This window comes from Paenibacillus sp. J22R3 (genome assembly GCF_056269305.1).
This window is the reverse complement of the sequence record NZ_JBWDNS010000001.1, coordinates 1,580,882-1,601,141: the sequence shown is the minus strand read 5'-3', so window position 1 is coordinate 1,601,141 and position 20,260 is coordinate 1,580,882. Positions and strand designations below refer to the sequence as shown.

The window sequence follows — 20,260 nt, the reverse complement described above, 5'->3', positions numbered from 1 at the left end:
ATAACCCCCAATCAACAGCAGCCGCAGGCACATCCCTTCGTTCTGAAGCCTCCCGTTTAAACCATCAAGTAAAGTACTCAATCTTAGCATCTTCAAAATGTTCAAAGATGCGCTCCGAGATAAACATGCGGAGCGCTTCTGCTTGTTCATCGGGGTATACGTATTTGCCTTGTCCCCAGCGGCCCCATTTGTATTTGCGCTTCTCGATGTCCATCTCAAGCTTGGTGCGAGGGTAACGCTTCTCGATGACGTTTTTCGCTGTCTTGGTGAAACGATGCTGAATGAGCTCGAATGTCAAATTTGATGAGGCATCCTTCGGAAGGGCGGCAGCAAGGGAAGAGAGGAGTTCTGCATAGCCCTCTTGCCAGCCTTCATGCCAGATAATCGGTGCAATGATGAAGCCGAGCGGGTAGCCGGCTCTGGCGATTTTGGCAGCTGCTTCGATGCGCTGTTCGAACCTAGAGGTGTTCGGCTCGAAGTTCTTGATGACATAATTGGCATTCACGCTGAAACGAATGCGAGTATGATTATTATGCTTAATATCCAGCAATGAATCTACATAGTGATACTTCGTAACGAAGCGGAGCCTGCCGTACTCTTGTCCGGCCATGAATGTAATGAGCTCACGCAAGCTGCCTGAAATCGGCTCAAGACCGACCGGGTCGGAGGTACAAGCGGCTTCGAACCTCGTGATTTCCGGTATGCGTTCATCGATATAACCCTTGGCAGCTTGTATGATATCATCGGTATTCACGTAAATACGGATATAAGGCTTGGCACCTAATGTCGTTTGAAGATAACAATAATGGCAATGACCCATGCAGCCGGTTGCGATAGGGATGGCGTATTCGGCCGATGGCTTGGATGTATCGAATTTGAGCGTTTTGCGGATGCCGACGACGAGCGTTCTTTTCGCGATTTTATACTGTTCCAGCTCGGTTTCGCCCGGTAAATTGGTAATTCGATTATGAGAGGTCGTCATTTTGTAAGGAATACCGATTGACTTCACCCATTCCATAATCCGCTTACCTTTAGGGTAGTCAAGCGCGGCAGGCTCGAAATAAACAAGCTCCGGAATAAAGGAGTCATGTACACGTATGTTTACGGGTGGTCGTTCAGACACAGTTGTACTCAAGTTGAGTAATGCCTCCTTAGGATTCAAACGAAAGGTAGCATTAGTTTGATGAAATCCGTCACAAAGCAAACATGGAAAGTTAAGTGCGACAGGTTGCGGCGTATATGGCGGGCGGTGTATGATACTAAGAGTGATGCGAGGATGGTCCTATCGTACAGGATGACGGTGAATGGAGGAAAGTGGAATGCCTACTCCGAGTATGGAGGATTATTTAGAACGAATTTATAAATTGATCGACGAGAAAGGGTACGCGAGGGTCTCCGATATTGCGGAGGGACTTGAGGTTCATCCTTCTTCCGTAACGAAGATGATTCAGAAGCTGGATAAAGACAGCTATCTGATCTATGAGAAGTACCGCGGCCTAGTGCTGACCAATAAAGGGAAGAAAATGGGCAAACGTCTCGTGGAGCGGCATCATTTGCTCGAAACGTTCCTGACACTTATAGGGGTACAAGACGAGAACATTTATAAAGATGTGGAAGGGATCGAACATCACTTGAGCTGGGATTCGATCACCTGCATCGAAACGCTGGTCGAATACTTCAGGCGCGACCCATCGCGCATGGAAGCATTCAAGGCCGTGCACGCTGACTTGAATAACGAGTAAAACAAAGGGGCATCTCCAAGCCGTCATGATAGTCATGGCGCTTAGGGATGCCCCTTATAATTGTTGCAGTTAATGATATTTAGGTAAATTGTCATCATCCTTGCCGCCTTCGATCACGCGAAACGGCATATTCTTACGAGTTTTACTCTTGCTTGCCTGCTGCTGGTCCTTTCGCGCTCCGGTCTTGTAACGCGGCTTGACTTTCGCTCTTGCAGCGGCGCCCGGAGGGAATTTGTAGAGCAGGTAGATAGCACCGAATACGACGACCGGGATGATAAGCTGGTAGGGATTGCTTATCGTTTGGCTAATGATACCGATGACGACAAGCGCTAGGATGATGACTGACAGAAGGCTCATTTTACGTGGCATGACCTTCACCCTTCCTTCCCAAATCTTTACTATTAGGCTTGTGTGGTTTTGGCTACCTGGCCGTCCAGCTCCAGCATACGATTGAAGGAAGCGATCGATACAGCCACTTGCTCATCCGTAGGCTCTTTCGTCGTTAGCTTCTGAAGCCATAGCCCGGGGTAACCAAGGAAACGAAGTACAGGCAGATCGCGCAGCGCATTTGTGAATCGAAGCGCTTCGTAAGATGCGCCTAGGACAACCGGCAACAACAGGATGCGAAGATAAATCCGTTCCCATAAGGAATCCCAGTGGAAGAACGAATATACGATCACGCCGACCAATACGGAGAACACGATGAAACTGCTTCCGCAGCGGTAATGCAAGCGTGTGAATCGTTGTACATTGGAAACCGTGAGCTCCGCTCCGGCTTCGTAAGCGCTTATTACTTTATGCTCCGCGCCGTGATACTGGAACAATCGTTTGATGATCGGTGTGAGCGAGATGAAATATAAATAAGAGAGCAGAAGCAGGATTTTGATAAATCCTTCGATAAGGTTGTGTAATATTATATTCTCGAAAGCTCGTTCGAAGAGCAACTGTTCGAGAAGTGCCGGTACAAGAGTGAAGATCAGCTTACCGAACACGAAGGATAAGATCCCCGCAATCGCAACCCCGACAATCATGCTGAGGCTCCAGCCGCTCTTCTCCTTGGTTGCACTTGGTTTGTCGCCGTCTTTCGTTTCTTCCAGTTCATCTTCCGCGTACGATTCCATCGAGAAATTTAAATGCTGTGATCCTTTGGCGCTTGATTCAAGAATTGCGACTACGCCGCGGAGCAACGGTATTTTTTTGAGCTTCTGAATCCATGGTTTTGTCGTGCGTGGTACTTCATAGAAAATGATTTCATTATTCTTGCGACGAACCGCAGTCACGTTTGCATGTCTTCCTGCAAACATAACTCCTTCAATGACGGCTTGTCCGCCATAAATATTTTGCGAGCTTTGAGACAAGGGCGAATCACCATCCTTTAGTTTGACATTTGCGTCTATGAATAATTTCGAATTCTCTCCTTATTGTACTTGATTCACGTGCTGATTGCGAGTAGCATCGATTCCCTGAAATGCCGAATGTTCCGATTTGCGGCAGAAACGATTGCACATACTAACGCCAAACACTCACTTGATCAAGCTATTTTGAAGGAGGCGCATGACAGATGCGTAAAGTAAATACAGAACGCAGAAAGCAAAGCAGTCCAAGCGATTATAACGGCAAGCCGCATACGAATACGTTTCGCTATTGTCTGAAATTAGGGTTCTATGCGGGCATGATGTGGGGCTTGCTGCACTGGCTGCTGTACGCCATTAAATTTACAAAGGTAACGCCTGGGTTTCTCATTGAGCCTTTCTTCCAGCAGACCTTCATCAAGTCAGGGTGGGGGCACTTCACTGGTATAGTGGCATTCACCGTGTTTTCGATTATTGCTACCTTCATCTATAAGGTCCTGCTCGGGAAGCTGGGGGGACCATGGCCAGGGATGTTCTACGGCTTAGTCTGGTGGCTCCTGTTGTTTATGACAATCGGTCCTGCTATGCAGATGATGGATCCCGTTAACAAAATCGGCTACGATACGCTAATTACGGAAGGCTGTTTCTTCACTCTATGGGGCTTGTTTATCGGCTACACGATTGCCTTCGAATTTACCGATGAAGCGTCGAGAGAGCCGGCTGGCGCACTCTAACCGTACACGGGTCCGGAGAGCCCTTCTCAAATGGTGGGTCTTTGTGATAGAATGGCTAATGATCTATGCGCCGGGAGGACTCTCCATGACCAGAATACTTGTACTAAATGGGCCGAATTTGAACATGCTCGGCATCCGGGAACCCGGAGTTTACGGCTCGATGTCGCTGCAAGCAATCGAATCGTTAGTGAAGGAAACTGCAGATACGCTTGGAGCAGAAGTATCGTTCTTTCAGTCGAATCATGAGGGAGCGATCATTGATCGCATTCATGAAGCATTTGGCCAAGCGGATGGAATCGTCATGAATCCGGGAGCTTTTACTCATTACAGCTATGCGATTCGCGATGCAATCAGCAGCGTAGGCTTGCCTGTAGTAGAGGTACATATCTCGAATATTCATAAACGTGAAGCATTCCGCCATGTTTCGGTCATTGCGCCTGTCGCCATCGGTCAAATTGCCGGATTTGGCGCACAGAGCTATGTGCTTGGCTTGAACGCACTGGTTCAACATTTACAGCAGCATAACGAAAAAGGGTGATTCCATGACATCTAAACGATTAGCCGGTTTACGCGATAAACTGCCTGCCCTGCAGGTGGATGCCATTCTCGTAACGAGTGCCGTTAACCGTCGGTACATAAGTGGATTTACAGGCTCATCAGGCGTGCTGCTCATCACCGCTTCAGACAGTTGGCTGTTGACTGATTTCCGTTATATGACACAGGCTCCAGAGCAAGCAACGGACTTTACGGTTGTCGAGCATGGACCGAGGTGGATTGATACGGTAAAGGATCTGGCCGCTTCCGCGGGAGTTCGCAAGCTTGCTTTCGAACAGGATCACGTCGTATTCAGCAGCTACACGGCTTGGAACGAAGCGCTTGGCACTGCAATTGAATTGACGCCGGCTTCCGGTGTCATTGAGGATTTGCGACTGTTCAAGGATGAAGCAGAGCTTGCAGTAATACGCGAATCTTGCGCGCTTGCAGATGAAACGTTCAACCATATTCTTGGCTTTATCAAGCCGGGTCTGCGTGAACGCGAAGTAGCGCTTGAAATGGAGATGTTTATGCGCAGCAGAGGCGCAACATCCTCTTCATTCGATACCATCGTAGCATCAGGGGAACGTTCTGCACTGCCGCATGGTGTTGCAAGTGACCGAGTAATTGGCAATAATGAGTTTGTGAAGCTTGATTTTGGCGCTTTATATAACGGTTATTGCTCCGACCTTACGAGAACGATCGTGGTAGGGAAACCTACTGACCGTCATCGTGAGATCTATGACATTGTATTAGAAGCACAGCTTGCTGCATTGGCAGGCATTAAACCGGGCATGACCGGACGTGAAGCGGACGCATTGGCGCGCGACATTATTACGCGTCATGGCTACGGCGACAAATTCGGACATGGAACGGGTCACGGCTTTGGAATGGAAATTCACGAGTCGCCTCGTTTGTCGGTAGGCGGAACTACCGTTCTGGAACCGGGTATGACCGTTACGGTGGAGCCGGGCATTTACATTCCGGGTTTCGGCGGCGTTCGGATCGAAGACGATATTGTCATCACCGCTGATGGAAATGCGTTATTAACCTCATCCCCGAAGACATTGTTCACTTTGGCGTGAGTTTTATAAAAGAAGAGGTGCGTCAAACACCTTATTACCATTTAAAGTGAGAGTTTGAATCCATCAAACTCCCTATTACAGTACAGGAGGAATTGCAGTGATTTCAGTTAATGATTTTAAAACAGGCCTAACCGTTGAGGTAGAGGGCGATATCTTCACAGTAATTGATTTTCAACACGTTAAACCGGGTAAAGGCGCAGCATTCGTTCGCTCGAAGCTGAAGAACCTCAGAAACGGCAACACCGTGGAAAGAACGTTCCGCGCTGGCGAGAACATCGGTAAAGCAAACATCGAGAACCGTGCGGTTCAATACCTGTACAACTCCGGTGCCGAGTATTCTTTCATGGATAACGAAACTTATGACCAATTCACGCTGGATAAGAAGCAGCTGGAATGGGAAATTAACTTCCTGAAAGAAAACATGACGGTTAACATCTCCAGCTACAATACAGAAATCATCGGTATCCAATTGCCGAACACGGTTGACTTGAAGGTTACTGAAACAGAACCTGGCGTTAAAGGTAACACAGCGCAAGGCGCTACGAAGAACGCAACTTGTGAAACAGGCCTTAACGTTCAAGTTCCTCTCTTCATTAACGAAGGCGATGTACTGCTTATCGATACACGCGATGGCAAATACATCTCCCGCTCTAAAGATCAATAAGAACCAGCAGCAAAGCCGTCCGGACATCGCGCCGAACGGCTTTTTTGTCATATTCAAACTTACGCACATATGATATAATCTTGTTTTATGAAGAACATTAGACTTTACACTTAGAACTGCGTTGGGAGTGGATCAGAAGTGTCGTTGATAGTAATGAAGTTCGGCGGCAGCTCCGTCGGCTCAACAGAGCGGATGCAACGGGTTGCAAGGCGAATCGCCGATTATAAGGAAGCCGGTCATAAGGTTGTAGTAGTCGTCTCCGCTATGGGAGATACAACCGACGATCTAATCGATCAATCCAAGCTGCTAAACGCGAACCCGCCCGCACGTGAAATGGATATGCTGCTGACGGTAGGCGAACAAATATCGGTTGCGCTGCTTTCGATGGCCATTGATGCAATCGGGCATAAGGCAATGTCATTTACAGGCTGGCAAGCAGGGATTGAGACAGAAGCGGTACATGCGAAAGCACGGATTACGGATATTCAGCCGGATCGTATTTTTGCTGCATTGGACAATGGGTACACGGTTATTGTTGCAGGCTTCCAGGGTTCCACTTCTGAAGGCGAAATCACGACACTGGGCCGTGGCGGTTCCGATACAACGGCTGTAGCGCTGGCTGCTGCCATCAAAGCGGATGTTTGCGAAATTTACACGGATGTTGACGGGATCTATTCGACAGATCCGCGGGTAGTCAAATGCGCTCGTAAATTGGATGAGATTTCGTACGACGAAATGCTCGAGCTTGCTAACTTAGGTGCAGCAGTTCTTCATCCGCGAGCAGTAGAATATGCCAAGAATTATAACGTACGTCTTGTAGTTCGTTCTAGCTTTACGCAAAATGAAGGCACGAGTGTGAAGGAGGAAGCGGTCATGGAACAAGGGATGGTCGTTCGCGGCATCGCCTATGACAAAAACGTAGCACGAATCAGTATTCTGGGTGTAGAAGATATTCCGGGCGTACTTGCTAAAGTGTTCGGCGCGCTTGCTTCTAGCGGCATTGACGTCGATATCATCGTTCAAAGCGGCACCCAAGACGGCAAAGCAGACTTTGCATTCACGGTTTCCCTGAACGATAAAGATAGAGCAATCGCAGTCGTAGAAAGCATCCGCAGCGAAGTGCCTTACCGTGAAGTCACCTCCGAAGTTGATCTCGTTAAAGTCTCCATCGTTGGCGCAGGCATGGTAAGCAACCCTGGTGTTGCCGCGAAAATGTTCGCAGCGATCTACGAGCTGGGCATCAGCATCAAGCTGGTTTCGACATCCGAGATTCGTTTATCGGTTGTTATTGCTGCCGATACGGTTCATGATGTTATCCGTGCGCTTCATACGGCATACGGACTTGACACCGCTGAGCAAGTATTTGTTGGCGGACCACAAGACAGACGTTAAGAGTTTAGAGAGATAGCAAAAAGGACAGCAGCGCCATAGAGCGCTGCTGTCCTTTTTGCTGCCGAGCCGGGCTTCTCGCTTAGAAACGATCAGCAATAAAGCTGAATAGCTTAAACAAGATCGCCGTTATTCCGGCGGCCATCAGGGGACCAACCGGTATGCCGCGTAGAAACACAATACCAATTATGGATCCGACCACAAGGCCTACGATAAGCTGAGGATCAAACTTTAGCATTTCAAGGCCTTTACCGTTCACATAGGTGGCGATTGCGCCTCCGGTCAGCGCCAATATGCCGGGCCAAGAGGTGATGACATTCATCATGTCCTTGGAATTGATCCGCTCGGAAGCGAATGGGACGAGAACGCTGAACGTCAGAAATAACAAACCAAGCTCGAGTCCCCGGCGTTCGATCGTAGGGAGAAATCGATCCAAATGGACGAGCTTGACGATCAGCAGCACGCAGGCTGCGGTTGAAATAATCGGCGAACGGCCGATTAAGCCGATTACAATCAGAAGAACAAGAACTACTTCCCCGCTCATGCTTGTAGACTCCTTCAATCCGTATGTCACCGCCTTCGCGCCTCACGCGCAGGCGCCCATACTCCATTGTATGGAACAAGCCTCCCGGTTATGTCAGATCCGCCTTGCTCAGCCCTGGACGAGCATATCGCCTTGCATTCTTGGTACGATCCCGCTGATATTGACTAGGCTGCAGCGCTCAATATCCCGACCGCTGCCGTTCTTGTTCAGCCGTTTCCCTGTCGTGCACGATTGAAGCAGCTCATGAATCTTGCCTCCGGCGCTCCTATAGAGTCCGAGCATCGCAGAGCCGATATCGTTCATCTCAAGCGGAGCAGGGCTGAGCTGCTGTAGCTCGCTAATAAGCAAGCCGGCGCATAAGCCGTCCTCAAGTGCGAATTCATCGTGGCTTCCGGCGCACAGCAGCACAATATCGCGGCGCAGCTCCAGCGCCGTACGCGCACAGGCTGCCGCATTATTGAGGGAACCGACAAGCACATGGTCGGCTCGCATCGCTTTATGAATGGCACGCGTGCCATTCGTTGTCGTTAATACAATTCGGCGGCCGAGTACGTTGTCTGTCGTAAACTCCTCCGGGGAGTTTCCCAGATCAAAGCCGGGAATTTTGCGGCAGAAGCGTTCGCCTGCGATTAAATTGCCGCTGCTTTGCAGCGCTCTCGCTTCGAGAACGGTTTCGACAGGCACAATGCCGGCTGCTCCGGCTTCCAACGCTGCAACGATCGTACTCGTAGCGCGCAGCACATCAATGACGATAGCCGTCCGATGCGTGAAGCGTTCGGATTGCGCTTCGTTGACGTTGGAAATCACTTCGATATGCATACGTGAAACAACATCCTTCCCAAGCTTCCTTAAATCATATAAATAAACGGCTCAACGCGAGCGCCGAAATGAAACGTATCTGAGCGGAGTCCGCGACGCATCGTCTCCAGCGCCATCACTTCCGTAGGTTGAATATTGCCTAAATTCACTTCTGAGCCGAACGTTTGCAGGAGTAGAACTTGCTGCTGCTTCAAAGGCGTTTCCCACATGATGCGAGAAATATCGCCCAGGGAGTGGCTGACAGCTTCCAGCACACTTTGAGAGCAATCGCCGTTACGATCGAATAATCCCACGTCCATCCCCGATTCTCTGGCTTCAATCGTGACCAATGCGGCACCGGCCTGCCAGTCTGCCTCGGCCGTTACAACTAATTCTTGGGCATCCACAAGTGACCCGGACAGTTTCTTGCCGTATTCGGTAACGACATTCAGACCATTGGCAAGACCTTCTTTAATGAGCTCCGTACGGAGCTTGCGGCTGAGCTCGATGGTGCCATCGGAAACCTCGATTCCATTAAATCCGAGTCGGCACACCGTTCGGAAGAAAGCAGGTACAACATCCTGTTGAACGGCCGTCTCAAGCAGCGTTCCACCGGGCATGATCGTAAGTCCGCACCGCTTAGCCAGCTCGATCTTGCTCAGGAGCAGATCGGTTGGATAGAGGGGAGCTGTACCAAAGCCCAGCTTGATGCAATCGATGTAACCCGCTGCTGTTTCGAGCAGATCTGAGAACGCATGACGTCCGAGTCCTTTGTCAATGACCATGGTTTTGCCGCGTCCGGAAGTCCGGTGCGCATTCTTGGCGACCTCACGCTGGCCGCTTGGATCGTGTAAGGCCGAAGGCCAAGTAGCCTGTGTAATAGATCTCATGATATCTCCTCGCAATCGTTTCTTTTCCACAGCAATATATGCAGGGAGCCCAGAGCGTGTGCGAGGGGGAATGTGCCTCTTATTCGTAGTTTGCCAAAGTTGTGAGAATGAAAGAGAGACAGGCATGCATAGGCTGTAGAAGAGCCGGGCGTTCTAGCAATACGTGCTGCGCGCTCATGTTCACTAGGGAAAGAGGCGATAGAGATGCTTAACAAAATCGTGCTTAGTATGGCATCGATCCGCATGTTCTCCGGCTCGCTGGAGATCATGGCCGCACTGCTGATGCTGCGTCTGAACCAAATTGATAAAGCGCTCGTTGTGAACTCATCACTTGCACTTGTAGGGCCGTTCGTGCTTATCTCGACGACAATGATCGGCCTCGTAGGTCTCTCGGATAAAATATCGTTTGCTAAAATGCTCTGGATCGTTTGCGGGGTCGCTTGCATTCTGATCGGTGTGCTCAAGAAATGAAACAAGAAGGATTATGCAGAGGTTCAATATAGCGGGGAATCTAGTCATATTACGCGGCCTTGCGGAATAGAATGGGATACAAAGATGGACAATCACTCATCACTCACTCTATCAATCTAGTAGAAACGAAGAGCCGGGAGGGATGCCGGATGCTCAAAAAAGTGCAGCATTTGCTGCCTTCCGAGCTTACAGAGGTGCTCGGACGAATACCGGAGCGGCTGAAAGATGCCGTAGAAGAGATTCGCATCCGAGAGAACAGACCGCTTGAAATCAGCACTGGACTAGCCTTCTGGTTCGTTACCCCGCAAGGGATCCTGCAGCCGAATCCGGAGAATGCGTACAAACCTTCTTCGGAAACATGCCGCAAGCTGCTCGAACGTGTAACGAATCACTCGCTCTACGCAATGGAAGAAGAACTGCGTCGCGGTTATATCACGGTAGCCGGCGGACATCGAATCGGACTGGCTGGGCGCACGGTGCTGGAGCATGGACAAGTTCGCGGCATCCGCGATATTGCCGCGTTTAATGTGCGGATTGCCAGAGAAGTCATCGGCGCCGCTGCATCGCTGCTGCCGAAGCTGCTGGACCATCAGAGACGCTCGTTGCAGTCAACGCTTGTAATCGCGCCGCCTCAGCAAGGCAAGACGACGCTCGTTCGCGATCTGGCTAGGGCGGTTAGCAGCGGCGCTTGGGGACATCCTTCTGCGATGGACTGGCCCGGACGCAAGGTCGGCATTGTGGATGAGCGCTCCGAAATCGCCGCATGTGTCAGAGGTGTTCCTACCTTTAATGTTGGTCCTCGAACCGATGTGATGGATGCTTGTCCGAAAGCAGAGGGGATGATGATGATGCTTCGCTCCATGTCGCCGGAGATTATGATCGTCGATGAGATCGGCCGCGAAGAGGATGGCGATGCCATTCTGGATGCGAGCCATGCCGGCGTTACGGTGATCGCGACAGCACATGCCAAGGACCTGGAGGACGCAAGAGGCCGGCCGGTTCTTGGCAGATTGCTCGCTGCCGGGGCATTCCAGCAATGCGTAGAGCTTCGGCGCAATGGTGGAAGCCTGATGAGCCGAGTGCTCCCGGCCGCGGCGGCCGGAAGAGCGCCGGCGGCTAGAGAGCCGACTGCGTGGAAGGGAGGCGATCGCCATGGTTAAGCTTATCGGCGCTGCGTTAATCTTGTTCGCCGGCACGATGATCGGCTTCCTCCAAGCGTCGCGCTATGCCGCGCGGCCGATCCAGATCAGGCAGCTCATCTACGCCTTACAACGGCTTGAGACCGAAATCGGGTATGGGTACACGCCGCTCCCGGAGGCCATCAGCCGCTGCGCAGCTTACTTGCCTGAGCCGATCGCGTCATTGCTCCAAGATGTAAACAGGCGGCTGGAGCAGTCAGATGAGCTGACCTTCCGCGAAAGCTGGGAAGGGGCAGCAAACGCGTTTTGGCCGCATACGGCCATGCGGCAGCCGGAGCAAGCTGCATTGATTCGACTCGGCTCTGCGCTTGGGATCAGCGACAGGGAAGATCAGATTAAGAACCTGAAGCTTGCCATGCAGCAGCTGCAGTCGGAGGAAGAAGCGGCACGGCACGATAGTGCGCGGTTTTCGAAAATGTGGAAGAGCCTCGGAGTTCTCACAGCCGCGCTAGTCGTCATTTTGATTTTGTAGCGGGGTGCCGGAAGAATGAACATTGATGTGAGCGCCATCTTTCAAATTGCCGGAATCGGCATTATCACGGCGATGATCCATACCGTACTCAAGCAGATGGGCAAAGAAGATATGGCGCACTGGGTAACGCTGATCGGCTTTGTCGTCGTCCTATTTATGGTCGTGAGCCTCTTGAACGATCTGTTTCAAGAAATCAAAACGATCTTCCTGTTTCAATGACGCTACTCGGGCAAGGCGGGTGAACGAAACATGGAAATCATCCAAATCGTCGGGCTAGGTTTAGTTGCGACGGTGCTCGTCCTCGTCGTACGCGAACAGAAGCCGATGTTCGGTTTCTTGCTGGCAGCCTTTACGGGGCTCTTCATTTTCTTGTTTGTCATCGGCAAGATCGAAGCGGTCATCGCGGTGCTGGAGCAGCTGGCTGATCGTTCCGGCATACCGTCTATCTACTTGAAGACCATTCTGAAAATCATCGGAATTGCCTACATTGCGGAGTTCGGTTCCCAAATTGTACGAGACGCCGGGCAGGAGAGCATCGCTTCGAAGATTGAATTTGCCGGTAAAATACTCATTCTCGTGCTGGCCGTCCCGATCATCAGCGTCATCGTAGAAACAGTACTCGGCCTTCTGCCGGTGGGGAGTTGAAGCATTATGCGGCGGCACTGGACCATCCGATTCGCGGTGCTGCAAGCATTGCTCATGCTGGGGCTGCTGACGATTCTGCCAATTGCCGCATTTGCGGATTCGCAAACGAGCAGTCACAACACGGCTGCCATCGTTGAACCGACAGCTGCACCGGAAGCGGACGACCTCACTTCAAACGACAATGCCGTTTCGGTCAATAAGAATTTGGCCGGTGATCAGGTCAAGGAGATCAATACGGAAGATGTAGAGAAATATTGGAACAAGCTGATGTCTGAATACGGGGGATTCTTCCCCGATAACAACGTGCCAAGCTTTGCCGAAATGATCATGCCCGGCGGCGAAGGATTGAAGCTGACAACGGTGCTTTCGGGACTGCTCAAGTATGCCCTGCACGAAATTTTGTATAACGGTAAGCTGCTGGTCACGATTGTCATTCTAACCGTGTTCAGCATGATGCTCGAGACGATGCAAACCGCCTTCGAACGCAATGCCGTCAGCAAAGTTGCTTACAGTATCACCTACATGGTCATGATCGTCCTAGCCGTAAACAGCTTCAATGTCGCCATCGGCTACGCGAAGGATGCCATCACCGGGATGATCCAGTTCATGCTTGCCATGATGCCGCTGCTGCTCACGCTGTTAGCCACAATGGGCAGCGTTGTAACGGTGTCGGTGCTTCATCCGTTGATCATCTTCATGATTAATGCCGTCGGCACAGTCATTTATACGTTCGTTTTCCCGCTGCTCTTCTTCTCGGCAGTCTTGCATATTGCAAGTGCGGTGTCGGATAAGTTCAAGGTGACTCAGCTGGCGAATGTGCTGCGCAACTTCAGTGTCGGTTTGCTCGGTGTCATGCTGACCGTGTTCCTTGGGGTTATCTCCGTGCAGGGAGCTACCGGTTCGGTGACCGACGGCGTTACGATGCGAACTGCAAAGTTTATTACGGGGAATTTCGTTCCTGTCATTGGTCGAACCTTCTCAGATGCGGCAGACACGGTCATGTCGGCTTCACTGCTTGTGAAGAATGCAATTGGACTTGCAGGTGTGGTCATTATTTTGTTCCTATGTGCGTTTCCTGCCCTCAAAATCATTACACTTGCGCTCATCTACAACGTATCGGCAGCCATCATGCAGCCGCTTGGCGATAGTCCTATCGTGAGCTGTCTGCAAACCATAGGCAAAACGCTGATTTACGTGTTTGCCGCACTAGCTGCTGTCGGACTCATGTTCTTCCTGGCCATCACCATCATACTTACAGCAGGCAATGCAGCAATCATGATTCGGTAAAAGTTAGGCGGTGGAATTCAACATGATGAGCTGGCTGGCGGTTTGGCTGCAGCAAATAATCGCGGTTGTGCTGCTGGCGGGGTTTATCGATCTGCTGCTGCCGAACAAAGCGATGCAGCGTTATGTCAGACTTGTAGCGGGTTTAATCATTCTGCTGACGATCCTTACACCGATCATACGGCTGCTGCAAGGTGATTTTAACGCCAAACTTGATGCGCAGGTAGAGAGTTGGGTCCATAACACGAAGTCTGAGCAATTCCACATGCCAACACTTGAGGATATCCAGCAAAATGCCAAGGACCTGCAGCGCAAGCAGCAGTCAGCAGCAACAGCATTGACCGAGCAGAAGCTGGAGGAAGCGATGAAAGCCGAGCTGGCAGAGAACGCCGGGCTTCATGCAGCGGCTGTCGACGTCAAGCTGGAAATGAATAAAGACGGGCAATCCGCTCAGATTGCCGGTGTTACCGTAACGCTGCTGCCGCCTGAAGAGCAGGCTGCTGCCAATGCTGAGCAGTCTGATGAAGCGAAAGCCGTAGATGAGGTCGAAGCAATTGAGGTTACCGTACAGCCGGAATCAACTTCGGAGGGTGATCGTCAATCCGCATCCGATGATTCGGATACGGCTGAGAAAGAAGCGCCTGGTGCGGTAACGGATGCGGTGAAAGATGTACTTCGATTAGGCTGGGGCGTGGCGCCTCGATTAATCGAGGTGAAGGTACAGCATACAGCTTCAGATGCGGCTTACTAATGAAAGGGGAGAACGACGTTGGCCAATTGGCTGAGCGGGTTGGAGTCAACCATCGGCAAAGGGCAAGGCGGACCTAAGCGGGTTAAGACGCTGCGCTGGCTGCTCATTATCGGCTTAATCGGAATAGGGCTAATGGTGGTCAACTCTTTTCTGTCCTATCAAAAGGTGCCGCCTACAGACCAAGCTGCTTCCGGGACGCCGCCTTCTGAACAAGCTGTCATCGGCAATCATTCATCCGAGCATTCTTCCTTTGACGGCATCGAGCAGCCGCTTGAGGCGAGGCTCAAGGATATTTTGGAGAAAATCGTCGGCGTCGGTATGGTGGATGTACTCGTAACAGTTGATTCGACGGAAGAGGTTACCGTTCATATCGATGAGAAGGAATCACAGCAAATTACGAATGAAATCGATAAGAATGGCGGCAAGCGCAGCATTACTTCCATCACCAAGGAAGGCAAGGTAGTGCTATACAACACGAATGGAGATACGGCTCCGATTATCGTCAAACGTATCCAGCCGAAGGTCCGCGGCGTGCTCATAGTAGCTAAAGGCGCGGAGAACGGAGTGGTCAGACGTTTAATTATAGACGCGGTGGAGAAAGGGCTCAATGTCGCGATTAACCGAATTTCGGTCGTTCCACGCAAGCATCAATAATACCAATTGGACAATGAAAAGGGAGGCTGTTCGTTCATGAACAACAAAAGGCAAACGATTTGGCTGGTATCCATGCTGAGTTTGATGGTCATTTTATCGGCCTATTACTTGTTTACAGAAGATGTAAATCCATCTCAGGTGGCAACAGACGGCACGCAGCAAGAGCAAGTTAAGGGAGATGCGACTGAAGCATCCGGTACAACGACGAATGATGAAGGGATTACCGTTACGGACGTAACGGACGGGACAAGCGCAAATGCAACGGATTCGAATGCAGCTGATTCCACTCCAAATGCTGCGCAGGATCAAGGAACGGCAACGGATCCTGCGGCAACGGCAGCCGCGAATCAGGAAGATCAAGCGGTGCTTGATCAACTCGAGAAAGCCGGCGGATTCAGCGCCAGTGTATTCAGCCAAATGCAAGAGAAACGTGATCAGAAATTATACGATGAGTATAATAAACTGTATGGCACGATCTCAGATACGAAGCAAGACGACAAAGCAGCCGGTTCTGCAGTCGAACAGTTAAATCTGCTTGAAGACAAGAGCTCTAAGATTACAGGTCTTGAGGAAGAATTGGTGAAGCAGTTCAATAACGCCGCAGTTTATCCGGACGGAGATCGCTACAAAGTCGTCGTACAAAGCGACAAACTAGAGAAAAGCCAAGCGGACAGCATCCTTACAATGGTCATTACAGAGCTCGGTGTTTCGCCGGAGCAAGTCACCATTCAGTACGTCAAGTAAGGCAAATGCGGAAGGCCCCGATGCCAAAGTCAGTGGCAATGGGGCTTTTTCCCATCCGAGATGTATAAAAAATGGGTTCGTGTTCCGCGAGGTTTGTGCTATAATGGTTTCGGTATGTGCAGGTTTGGTAAATGTCACCTTTTTGCAGGGTGCTGATAACCTCACAAAGTAGAAGCAGGCTGATGCATGCAGTAAGCAGCAAGCAGCAACGCAATTACGCAGCGTCTCCTTGCATGAGGCGCAAAAACTTATAGGAGTGAAACGATGTTTAAGCTGAGCGAGATTAAAGAATTGATCAAGCTGGTTGATGGGACTTCCGTACACGAACTTGAAATTGAAAACGATGGCGCCCGCCTGATGATCCGCAAGCCCGGCAAAGCGGAAGTGGTGAATGTACAAGCTGCGTCTCTCGTTCCTACATATACGCAGTCTTACCAGCCGCAAGTTCAACCGGCACAAGGTATGCCTGGCGGTGCTCCGGCAGCAGCGGCTCCGCAAGCGCCTGCAGCCAAAGAAGAAAACTATCACCAAATCCTCTCTCCGATGGTCGGTACGTTCTACCGCGCATCGTCGCCTGAGAAGGGTCCTTTTGTCAACGTAGGCGACCGCATTAACGAGAAATCGATTGTATGTATTCTTGAAGCGATGAAGCTGATGAATGAGCTGGAAGCGGAAGTTCGCGGCGAGATCGTAGAAATTCTCGTTGAGAATGGCCAGCTTATTGAGTTCGGGCAGCCATTGTTCCTGGTTAAACCGGAGTAGCAGAACAAAGCTAAGGTGACACCTAGATACAATGCGCACGAGAGGAGCCTTTACCGTGAAATTCAATAAAATTTTGATTGCCAACCGGGGAGAAATTGCCGTTCGAATTATTCGCGCTTGCCGCGAGCTGGGCATTCAAACCGTTGCCGTCTACTCTGAGGCAGACCGTGAATCGCTTCATGTCCGTTTGGCGGACGAGGCTTATTGCATCGGTCCTGTAGCTTCCAAGGACAGCTATCTCAATTTAACTAATATTATGAGCGTTGCAACCTTAACGGATTGCGATGCCATTCATCCCGGCTATGGATTCTTGGCGGAGAATGCGGATTTCGCAGAAATTTGTGAATCCTGCAACGTGACGTTTATTGGTCCTTCTCCTCAAGCCATCAGCAAAATGGGCGATAAAGCAGTAGCGAAGAAAACGATGAAGGAAGCGGATGTGCCGATTATTCCGGGCTCCGACGGACTTGTCGAGGATATGGATGATGCGATTCGCGTTGCACGCGAAATTGGTTATCCGGTCATTATCAAAGCGACAGCGGGCGGCGGCGGCAAAGGCATTCGGATCGCTGAAGATGAGGATACACTTATTTCCCAAATCTCGACTGCACAGAACGAAGCACAGAAAGCCTTCGGTAATGCAGGCGTGTATTTGGAGAAGTATTTGACGGGCATGAAGCACGTCGAAATTCAAATCATGGCCGACAAGCACGGCAATGCGGTTCATTTGTTTGAACGTGATTGTTCGGTGCAGCGTCGTCGACAGAAGCTCGTTGAGGAAGCACCGTGTCCGGTGCTGAGTCCTGCAATGCGTGAACGTATGGGGCAAGCGGCAGTGCGCGCAGCTCTGGCCGTACAATATTCAGGTGCCGGAACGCTCGAGTTCCTGCTAGGTCCGGATGGTAATTTCTACTTCATGGAGATGAACACTCGTATTCAAGTTGAGCATCCGGTAACGGAAATGATTACCGGCGTAGATTTAATCAAAGAGATGATCTCCGTTGCAGAAGGCAATCCGTTGTCGATCAAACAAGAAGAACTGAAGATTAACGGCTGGTCGATCGAATGTCGGATCAATGCCGAGGATTCGGAACGCAACTTTATGCCTTCGCCGGGTCAAATTTCGTTCTACTTGCCACCGGGCGGCTTGGGCGTTCGCGTAGACAGCGGCGCATATCCGGGCTACACAATTTCACCTCATTATGACTCCATGATTGCGAAGCTGATCGTATGGGGAGCTACTCGTGAGGATGCGATTGCAAGAATGAAACGTGCGCTCGCAGAGTTTGCCATCGACGGCATTCGCACGACGATTCCGTTCCACATGAAGTTGCTTAATCATCCAAAGTTTCTCAAAGGAAATTTCGACATCAAGTTCTTAGAGGAAAATGACGTCAACAATCCGGAGGAATAATCGGCTCTAATGGCCGTAAACTCCATCGCAACGGTTTGTCATATTTCCCTCAGAATGCTATAGTATAGGAATAAGAAGCGGATAAGCTATCGGTTTTTCGTTCGGTAGGAAGCTACTTTACGGGAGGTGTAGGATAACCATGAGTACGCTGGCAGCGGACTATGAGAAAACAGACATGGGCACTATTCAAATCGCACCCGAAGTCATTGAAGTGATTGCAGGACTTGCGACAATTGAGGTTCGTGGCGTGGCAGGGATGAGCGGCGGATTTGCCGGAGGCATCGCTGAGCTATTGGGCCGTAAAAATTTGTCCAAAGGCGTTAAGGTTGAGGTAGGTCAACGCGAGGCGGCAGTTGATGTGTCCATCATTGTTGAATATGGTCACAGGATTCCGGAAATTGCGGCAGACATCCAGAACAATGTCAAACGATCGATCGAAATGATGACTGGCTTGCATGTCGTTGAAGTGAATGTTCATATTCATGACGTTCATTTCAAAACGGTTGAGAAGCCGGAAGAAGAAGAGATCCAATTACGAGTCAAATAACGGATCAATCGTGAATGTATGACGACATACCCCCTAGTGGTTGGGCTTGCCGCTCGGCGCTAGGGGGTTTTATCTAGTCCGCCCGAGGAGGAACTCTCGTTGATAAGAGTGTTGGACAAGCTTCTGCTGTTTCTATACAGCATCGCGATTGGCGCTGTAGCCGTTATCGCGTTTAGTGCAGGCGTATATTGGTTTCCTGAAGAATGGCTTAACAACCTGGTACATAATTTGTACGGCGGCGAGTACCGCTGGCTGCAAGCGACGGTTATTATTGTTTCCACGATTGTTTTATTGATCAGTCTTCGTTTCCTTTACTTAGCGCTTCGTCGCAGCAATGCTTCGGCACCTTCGATTGACCAACGGACGGAATTCGGAGATATTCGTATCTCGCTGGAAACGGTGGAGAACTTGGCGCTTAAGGCAGCCAGCCGTCAGAAGGGTGTCAAAGATTTAAAGGCGCGGATCAGAATCAGTGAAGCGGGTATCGAGGTTTCGCTTCGTGCCATTGCAGATGGTGAGAGCTCTATTCCGACATTGACGGAAGAAATACAGCGTGCTGTCAAATCCCATGTGGAAGAGATTACAGGTATTCCTGTAGCAGGCGTGTCCGTATTTGTAGCTAACATCATCCAAACCGCGAACTTCAAAAGTCGCGTAGAATAGGGGTGATGCCGATGTGGAAGGAAATCTGGACAACCTATGGTGGACGGATCGCCGGCGTGTCTGTAGGTATCATTCTCGGACTCCTTTATTTTATCGTTGGATTTTGGGATATGTTGTTTTTCGGCTTGCTGCTTTGGGTCGGTTATACGATCGGGAAACTGAAAGACGAGCAAAGCGGCCCTATTATTCCGTGGCATCGGGTAACCGAATGGCTCATGGAGAGATGGCGGCCGTTCAAATAGTACTATGGTCTCCTCCGTACCCCGGACATTGGCAAGTCGAATGTTCGGGGCAGGGAGGAGATCATATTTTGTAGATCGAATCTGTGCGAAATTGTCAGGAGGCCCCATGAAACGTAGGTTAGCGCGGGAGATTGTGGTACAGAGCTTGTACCAAATGGAAATGAATGAAGAAGCAACTGCAGCGTCAGCTGTTGATATGCTGGTTAGCGAAGTGAATGACGAGAATGAGATTGAGGCCGATGCGGCAGACGTGGAACGGATTGACGAGTATGTCCGTGAAATGGTTCAAGGTGTTATTGAACGCAAGACGGCGATCGATGACATGCTGCAGCATTATTTAACGGGCTGGCAGGTAGATCGTTTATCGCGCGTCGACCGTCAAATATTGCGTCTGGCTTGCTACGAGCTGGTGTTCCGCGATGATGTGCCGCCGAAGGCGATTATCAACGAGGCCATCGAGCTTGCGAAGCATTTTGGAACCGATGAATCCGGTAAGTTTGTCAACGGTGTTCTCGGAAGACTGCTTCAAGCATTGGACGAGCTAAAGCCGAAGGCGTAAGTGAAATTACACGTAGTCGATTAGCTCAATAACGAGTAGTACGAGCCCCTTAGAGCCCTCCATCATGAGGGATTTAAGGGGCTTACAAAAATGTATATTTACAGACAGAATTGGGAGTGAT

Annotated in this window: 27 protein-coding genes; 21 read left to right on the top strand and 6 right to left on the bottom strand. The window is 50.4% G+C overall.

Annotation, left to right across the window (positions count from 1 at the left end):
- Positions 1 to 64 precede the first annotated feature (64 nt).
- Positions 65 to 1,135, bottom strand: coding sequence for a spore photoproduct lyase (gene splB / locus AC0YN4_RS07505; protein ID WP_475835467.1), 1,071 nt, complete (start codon positions 1,133 to 1,135; stop codon positions 65 to 67).
- A 184-nt stretch (positions 1,136 to 1,319) separates the two neighbouring features.
- Here splB and mntR point away from each other — a divergent pair, with 184 nt between their 5' ends.
- Positions 1,320 to 1,742, top strand: coding sequence for a transcriptional regulator MntR (gene mntR / locus AC0YN4_RS07500; protein WP_090976945.1), 423 nt, complete (start codon positions 1,320 to 1,322; stop codon positions 1,740 to 1,742).
- A 69-nt stretch (positions 1,743 to 1,811) separates the two neighbouring features.
- On the opposite strand, the gene AC0YN4_RS07495 is transcribed toward mntR, so the two are convergent.
- Both AC0YN4_RS07495 and AC0YN4_RS07490 read right to left on the bottom strand, forming a co-directional pair.
- Positions 1,812 to 2,111, bottom strand: coding sequence for a hypothetical protein (locus tag AC0YN4_RS07495; RefSeq protein ID WP_475779299.1), 300 nt, complete (start codon positions 2,109 to 2,111; stop codon positions 1,812 to 1,814).
- A gap of 32 nt (positions 2,112 to 2,143) precedes the next feature.
- Positions 2,144 to 3,046 carry a DUF1385 domain-containing protein gene (locus AC0YN4_RS07490; RefSeq protein WP_475780076.1) on the bottom strand — a complete coding sequence of 301 codons (903 nt, stop codon included), beginning with the start codon at positions 3,044 to 3,046 and terminating at the stop codon, positions 2,144 to 2,146.
- A 257-nt stretch (positions 3,047 to 3,303) separates the two neighbouring features.
- On the opposite strand from AC0YN4_RS07490, the gene AC0YN4_RS07485 reads away from it, so the two are divergent.
- The 5 genes from AC0YN4_RS07485 to AC0YN4_RS07465 all read left to right on the top strand — a co-directional run bounded on the left by AC0YN4_RS07485 (position 3,304) and on the right by AC0YN4_RS07465 (position 7,503).
- A complete protein-coding gene (locus AC0YN4_RS07485) occupies positions 3,304 to 3,828 on the top strand; it encodes a YqhR family membrane protein (RefSeq protein ID WP_475779300.1) in 525 nt (174 codons plus the stop codon).
- Positions 3,829 to 3,913: 85 nt separating this feature from the next.
- Positions 3,914 to 4,366, top strand: a complete 453-nt coding sequence (gene aroQ / locus AC0YN4_RS07480) for a type II 3-dehydroquinate dehydratase (protein WP_475779301.1) — start codon at positions 3,914 to 3,916, stop codon at positions 4,364 to 4,366.
- Between the two features lie 4 nt (positions 4,367 to 4,370).
- On the top strand, positions 4,371 to 5,447 hold the full coding sequence (locus tag AC0YN4_RS07475; protein WP_475779302.1) for a M24 family metallopeptidase: 1,077 nt from the start codon (positions 4,371 to 4,373) through the stop codon (positions 5,445 to 5,447).
- 97 nt (positions 5,448 to 5,544) lie between these two features.
- Positions 5,545 to 6,111 (top strand): elongation factor P, encoded by a 567-nt coding sequence (efp, locus tag AC0YN4_RS07470; protein WP_475779303.1) that lies wholly within the window; start codon positions 5,545 to 5,547, stop codon positions 6,109 to 6,111.
- A 138-nt stretch (positions 6,112 to 6,249) separates the two neighbouring features.
- Complete coding sequence (locus tag AC0YN4_RS07465) at positions 6,250 to 7,503, top strand: aspartate kinase (protein ID WP_475835466.1); 1,254 nt, start codon at positions 6,250 to 6,252, stop codon at positions 7,501 to 7,503.
- A 79-nt stretch (positions 7,504 to 7,582) separates the two neighbouring features.
- Here the strand turns inward: AC0YN4_RS07465 and AC0YN4_RS07460 are convergent, their stop codons facing one another.
- The 3 genes from AC0YN4_RS07460 to comA form a co-directional block, all read right to left on the bottom strand.
- Entirely contained in the window at positions 7,583 to 8,044 is a 462-nt protein-coding gene (locus tag AC0YN4_RS07460) for a DUF441 domain-containing protein (protein ID WP_090976930.1), read from the bottom strand.
- A 108-nt stretch (positions 8,045 to 8,152) separates the two neighbouring features.
- The gene (locus tag AC0YN4_RS07455) at positions 8,153 to 8,863 is read right to left on the bottom strand and encodes a 2-phosphosulfolactate phosphatase (protein ID WP_475779305.1); all 711 of its coding nucleotides are present in this window, start codon (positions 8,861 to 8,863) and stop codon (positions 8,153 to 8,155) included.
- 29 nt (positions 8,864 to 8,892) lie between these two features.
- Complete coding sequence (gene comA / locus AC0YN4_RS07450; protein ID WP_475779306.1) at positions 8,893 to 9,732, bottom strand: phosphosulfolactate synthase; 840 nt, start codon at positions 9,730 to 9,732, stop codon at positions 8,893 to 8,895.
- 204 nt (positions 9,733 to 9,936) lie between these two features.
- On the opposite strand from comA, the gene AC0YN4_RS07445 reads away from it, so the two are divergent.
- From AC0YN4_RS07445 to nusB, 15 genes are all read left to right on the top strand, one after another.
- Positions 9,937 to 10,203 carry a YqhV family protein gene (locus AC0YN4_RS07445; protein WP_090976922.1) on the top strand — a complete coding sequence of 89 codons (267 nt, stop codon included), beginning with the start codon at positions 9,937 to 9,939 and terminating at the stop codon, positions 10,201 to 10,203.
- Between the two features lie 149 nt (positions 10,204 to 10,352).
- Complete coding sequence (spoIIIAA, locus tag AC0YN4_RS07440) at positions 10,353 to 11,363, top strand: stage III sporulation protein AA (RefSeq protein ID WP_475835465.1); 1,011 nt, start codon at positions 10,353 to 10,355, stop codon at positions 11,361 to 11,363.
- Positions 11,356 to 11,874 carry a stage III sporulation protein SpoIIIAB gene (gene spoIIIAB / locus AC0YN4_RS07435; protein ID WP_475779308.1) on the top strand — a complete coding sequence of 173 codons (519 nt, stop codon included), beginning with the start codon at positions 11,356 to 11,358 and terminating at the stop codon, positions 11,872 to 11,874. Before spoIIIAA ends, spoIIIAB begins: the two co-directional genes overlap by 8 nt.
- A gap of 15 nt (positions 11,875 to 11,889) precedes the next feature.
- Complete coding sequence (spoIIIAC, locus tag AC0YN4_RS07430) at positions 11,890 to 12,093, top strand: stage III sporulation protein AC (protein WP_090976915.1); 204 nt, start codon at positions 11,890 to 11,892, stop codon at positions 12,091 to 12,093.
- Between the two features lie 30 nt (positions 12,094 to 12,123).
- Positions 12,124 to 12,519, top strand: a complete 396-nt coding sequence (gene spoIIIAD / locus AC0YN4_RS07425; protein ID WP_090976913.1) for a stage III sporulation protein AD — start codon at positions 12,124 to 12,126, stop codon at positions 12,517 to 12,519.
- Positions 12,520 to 12,525: 6 nt separating this feature from the next.
- Positions 12,526 to 13,806 (top strand): stage III sporulation protein AE, encoded by a 1,281-nt coding sequence (spoIIIAE, locus tag AC0YN4_RS07420; RefSeq protein ID WP_475835464.1) that lies wholly within the window; start codon positions 12,526 to 12,528, stop codon positions 13,804 to 13,806.
- A 22-nt stretch (positions 13,807 to 13,828) separates the two neighbouring features.
- Positions 13,829 to 14,554, top strand: coding sequence for a stage III sporulation protein AF (gene spoIIIAF, locus AC0YN4_RS07415; protein WP_475835463.1), 726 nt, complete (start codon positions 13,829 to 13,831; stop codon positions 14,552 to 14,554).
- Between the two features lie 18 nt (positions 14,555 to 14,572).
- Positions 14,573 to 15,208, top strand: a complete 636-nt coding sequence (spoIIIAG, locus tag AC0YN4_RS07410) for a stage III sporulation protein AG (RefSeq protein ID WP_475779311.1) — start codon at positions 14,573 to 14,575, stop codon at positions 15,206 to 15,208.
- Positions 15,209 to 15,244: 36 nt separating this feature from the next.
- Positions 15,245 to 15,952, top strand: coding sequence for a SpoIIIAH-like family protein (locus AC0YN4_RS07405; protein ID WP_475779312.1), 708 nt, complete (start codon positions 15,245 to 15,247; stop codon positions 15,950 to 15,952).
- A 264-nt stretch (positions 15,953 to 16,216) separates the two neighbouring features.
- Positions 16,217 to 16,714 carry an acetyl-CoA carboxylase biotin carboxyl carrier protein gene (accB, locus tag AC0YN4_RS07400; protein ID WP_475779313.1) on the top strand — a complete coding sequence of 166 codons (498 nt, stop codon included), beginning with the start codon at positions 16,217 to 16,219 and terminating at the stop codon, positions 16,712 to 16,714.
- A gap of 55 nt (positions 16,715 to 16,769) precedes the next feature.
- Positions 16,770 to 18,128 (top strand): acetyl-CoA carboxylase biotin carboxylase subunit, encoded by a 1,359-nt coding sequence (accC, locus tag AC0YN4_RS07395; protein WP_475779314.1) that lies wholly within the window; start codon positions 16,770 to 16,772, stop codon positions 18,126 to 18,128.
- A 139-nt stretch (positions 18,129 to 18,267) separates the two neighbouring features.
- Entirely contained in the window at positions 18,268 to 18,675 is a 408-nt protein-coding gene (locus AC0YN4_RS07390; RefSeq protein ID WP_090976899.1) for an Asp23/Gls24 family envelope stress response protein, read from the top strand.
- Positions 18,676 to 18,774: 99 nt separating this feature from the next.
- Positions 18,775 to 19,338, top strand: coding sequence for an alkaline shock response membrane anchor protein AmaP (gene amaP / locus AC0YN4_RS07385; RefSeq protein ID WP_090976897.1), 564 nt, complete (start codon positions 18,775 to 18,777; stop codon positions 19,336 to 19,338).
- 11 nt (positions 19,339 to 19,349) lie between these two features.
- On the top strand, positions 19,350 to 19,580 hold the full coding sequence (locus AC0YN4_RS07380; protein ID WP_475779315.1) for a DUF2273 domain-containing protein: 231 nt from the start codon (positions 19,350 to 19,352) through the stop codon (positions 19,578 to 19,580).
- Positions 19,581 to 19,686: 106 nt separating this feature from the next.
- On the top strand, positions 19,687 to 20,139 hold the full coding sequence (gene nusB, locus AC0YN4_RS07375) for a transcription antitermination factor NusB (RefSeq protein ID WP_090976893.1): 453 nt from the start codon (positions 19,687 to 19,689) through the stop codon (positions 20,137 to 20,139).
- Positions 20,140 to 20,260 lie beyond the last annotated feature (121 nt).

What these genes read in the sequence shown, in the direction of transcription:
- AC0YN4_RS07445 (WP_090976922.1), top strand. Translation starts at nt 9,937, where the DNA reads ATGCTTAACAAAATCGTGCTTAGTATGGCATCGATCCGCATGTTCTCC.
- nusB (WP_090976893.1), top strand. Translation starts at nt 19,687, where the DNA reads ATGAAACGTAGGTTAGCGCGGGAGATTGTGGTACAGAGCTTGTACCAA.
- AC0YN4_RS07380 (WP_475779315.1), top strand. Translation starts at nt 19,350, where the DNA reads ATGTGGAAGGAAATCTGGACAACCTATGGTGGACGGATCGCCGGCGTG.
- accB (WP_475779313.1), top strand. Translation starts at nt 16,217, where the DNA reads ATGTTTAAGCTGAGCGAGATTAAAGAATTGATCAAGCTGGTTGATGGG.
- AC0YN4_RS07390 (WP_090976899.1), top strand. Translation starts at nt 18,268, where the DNA reads ATGAGTACGCTGGCAGCGGACTATGAGAAAACAGACATGGGCACTATT.
- spoIIIAC (WP_090976915.1), top strand. Translation starts at nt 11,890, where the DNA reads ATGAACATTGATGTGAGCGCCATCTTTCAAATTGCCGGAATCGGCATT.
- AC0YN4_RS07490 (WP_475780076.1), bottom strand. Translation starts at nt 3,046, where the DNA reads ATGTTTGCAGGAAGACATGCAAACGTGACTGCGGTTCGTCGCAAGAAT.
- AC0YN4_RS07460 (WP_090976930.1), bottom strand. Translation starts at nt 8,044, where the DNA reads ATGAGCGGGGAAGTAGTTCTTGTTCTTCTGATTGTAATCGGCTTAATC.
- AC0YN4_RS07495 (WP_475779299.1), bottom strand. Translation starts at nt 2,111, where the DNA reads ATGCCACGTAAAATGAGCCTTCTGTCAGTCATCATCCTAGCGCTTGTC.
- aroQ (WP_475779301.1), top strand. Translation starts at nt 3,914, where the DNA reads ATGACCAGAATACTTGTACTAAATGGGCCGAATTTGAACATGCTCGGC.
- AC0YN4_RS07405 (WP_475779312.1), top strand. Translation starts at nt 15,245, where the DNA reads ATGAACAACAAAAGGCAAACGATTTGGCTGGTATCCATGCTGAGTTTG.
- mntR (WP_090976945.1), top strand. Translation starts at nt 1,320, where the DNA reads ATGCCTACTCCGAGTATGGAGGATTATTTAGAACGAATTTATAAATTG.
- spoIIIAE (WP_475835464.1), top strand. Translation starts at nt 12,526, where the DNA reads ATGCGGCGGCACTGGACCATCCGATTCGCGGTGCTGCAAGCATTGCTC.
- spoIIIAB (WP_475779308.1), top strand. Translation starts at nt 11,356, where the DNA reads ATGGTTAAGCTTATCGGCGCTGCGTTAATCTTGTTCGCCGGCACGATG.
- comA (WP_475779306.1), bottom strand. Translation starts at nt 9,732, where the DNA reads ATGAGATCTATTACACAGGCTACTTGGCCTTCGGCCTTACACGATCCA.
- AC0YN4_RS07485 (WP_475779300.1), top strand. Translation starts at nt 3,304, where the DNA reads ATGCGTAAAGTAAATACAGAACGCAGAAAGCAAAGCAGTCCAAGCGAT.
- spoIIIAD (WP_090976913.1), top strand. Translation starts at nt 12,124, where the DNA reads ATGGAAATCATCCAAATCGTCGGGCTAGGTTTAGTTGCGACGGTGCTC.
- spoIIIAA (WP_475835465.1), top strand. Translation starts at nt 10,353, where the DNA reads ATGCTCAAAAAAGTGCAGCATTTGCTGCCTTCCGAGCTTACAGAGGTG.
- AC0YN4_RS07475 (WP_475779302.1), top strand. Translation starts at nt 4,371, where the DNA reads ATGACATCTAAACGATTAGCCGGTTTACGCGATAAACTGCCTGCCCTG.
- AC0YN4_RS07455 (WP_475779305.1), bottom strand. Translation starts at nt 8,863, where the DNA reads ATGCATATCGAAGTGATTTCCAACGTCAACGAAGCGCAATCCGAACGC.
- spoIIIAF (WP_475835463.1), top strand. Translation starts at nt 13,829, where the DNA reads ATGATGAGCTGGCTGGCGGTTTGGCTGCAGCAAATAATCGCGGTTGTG.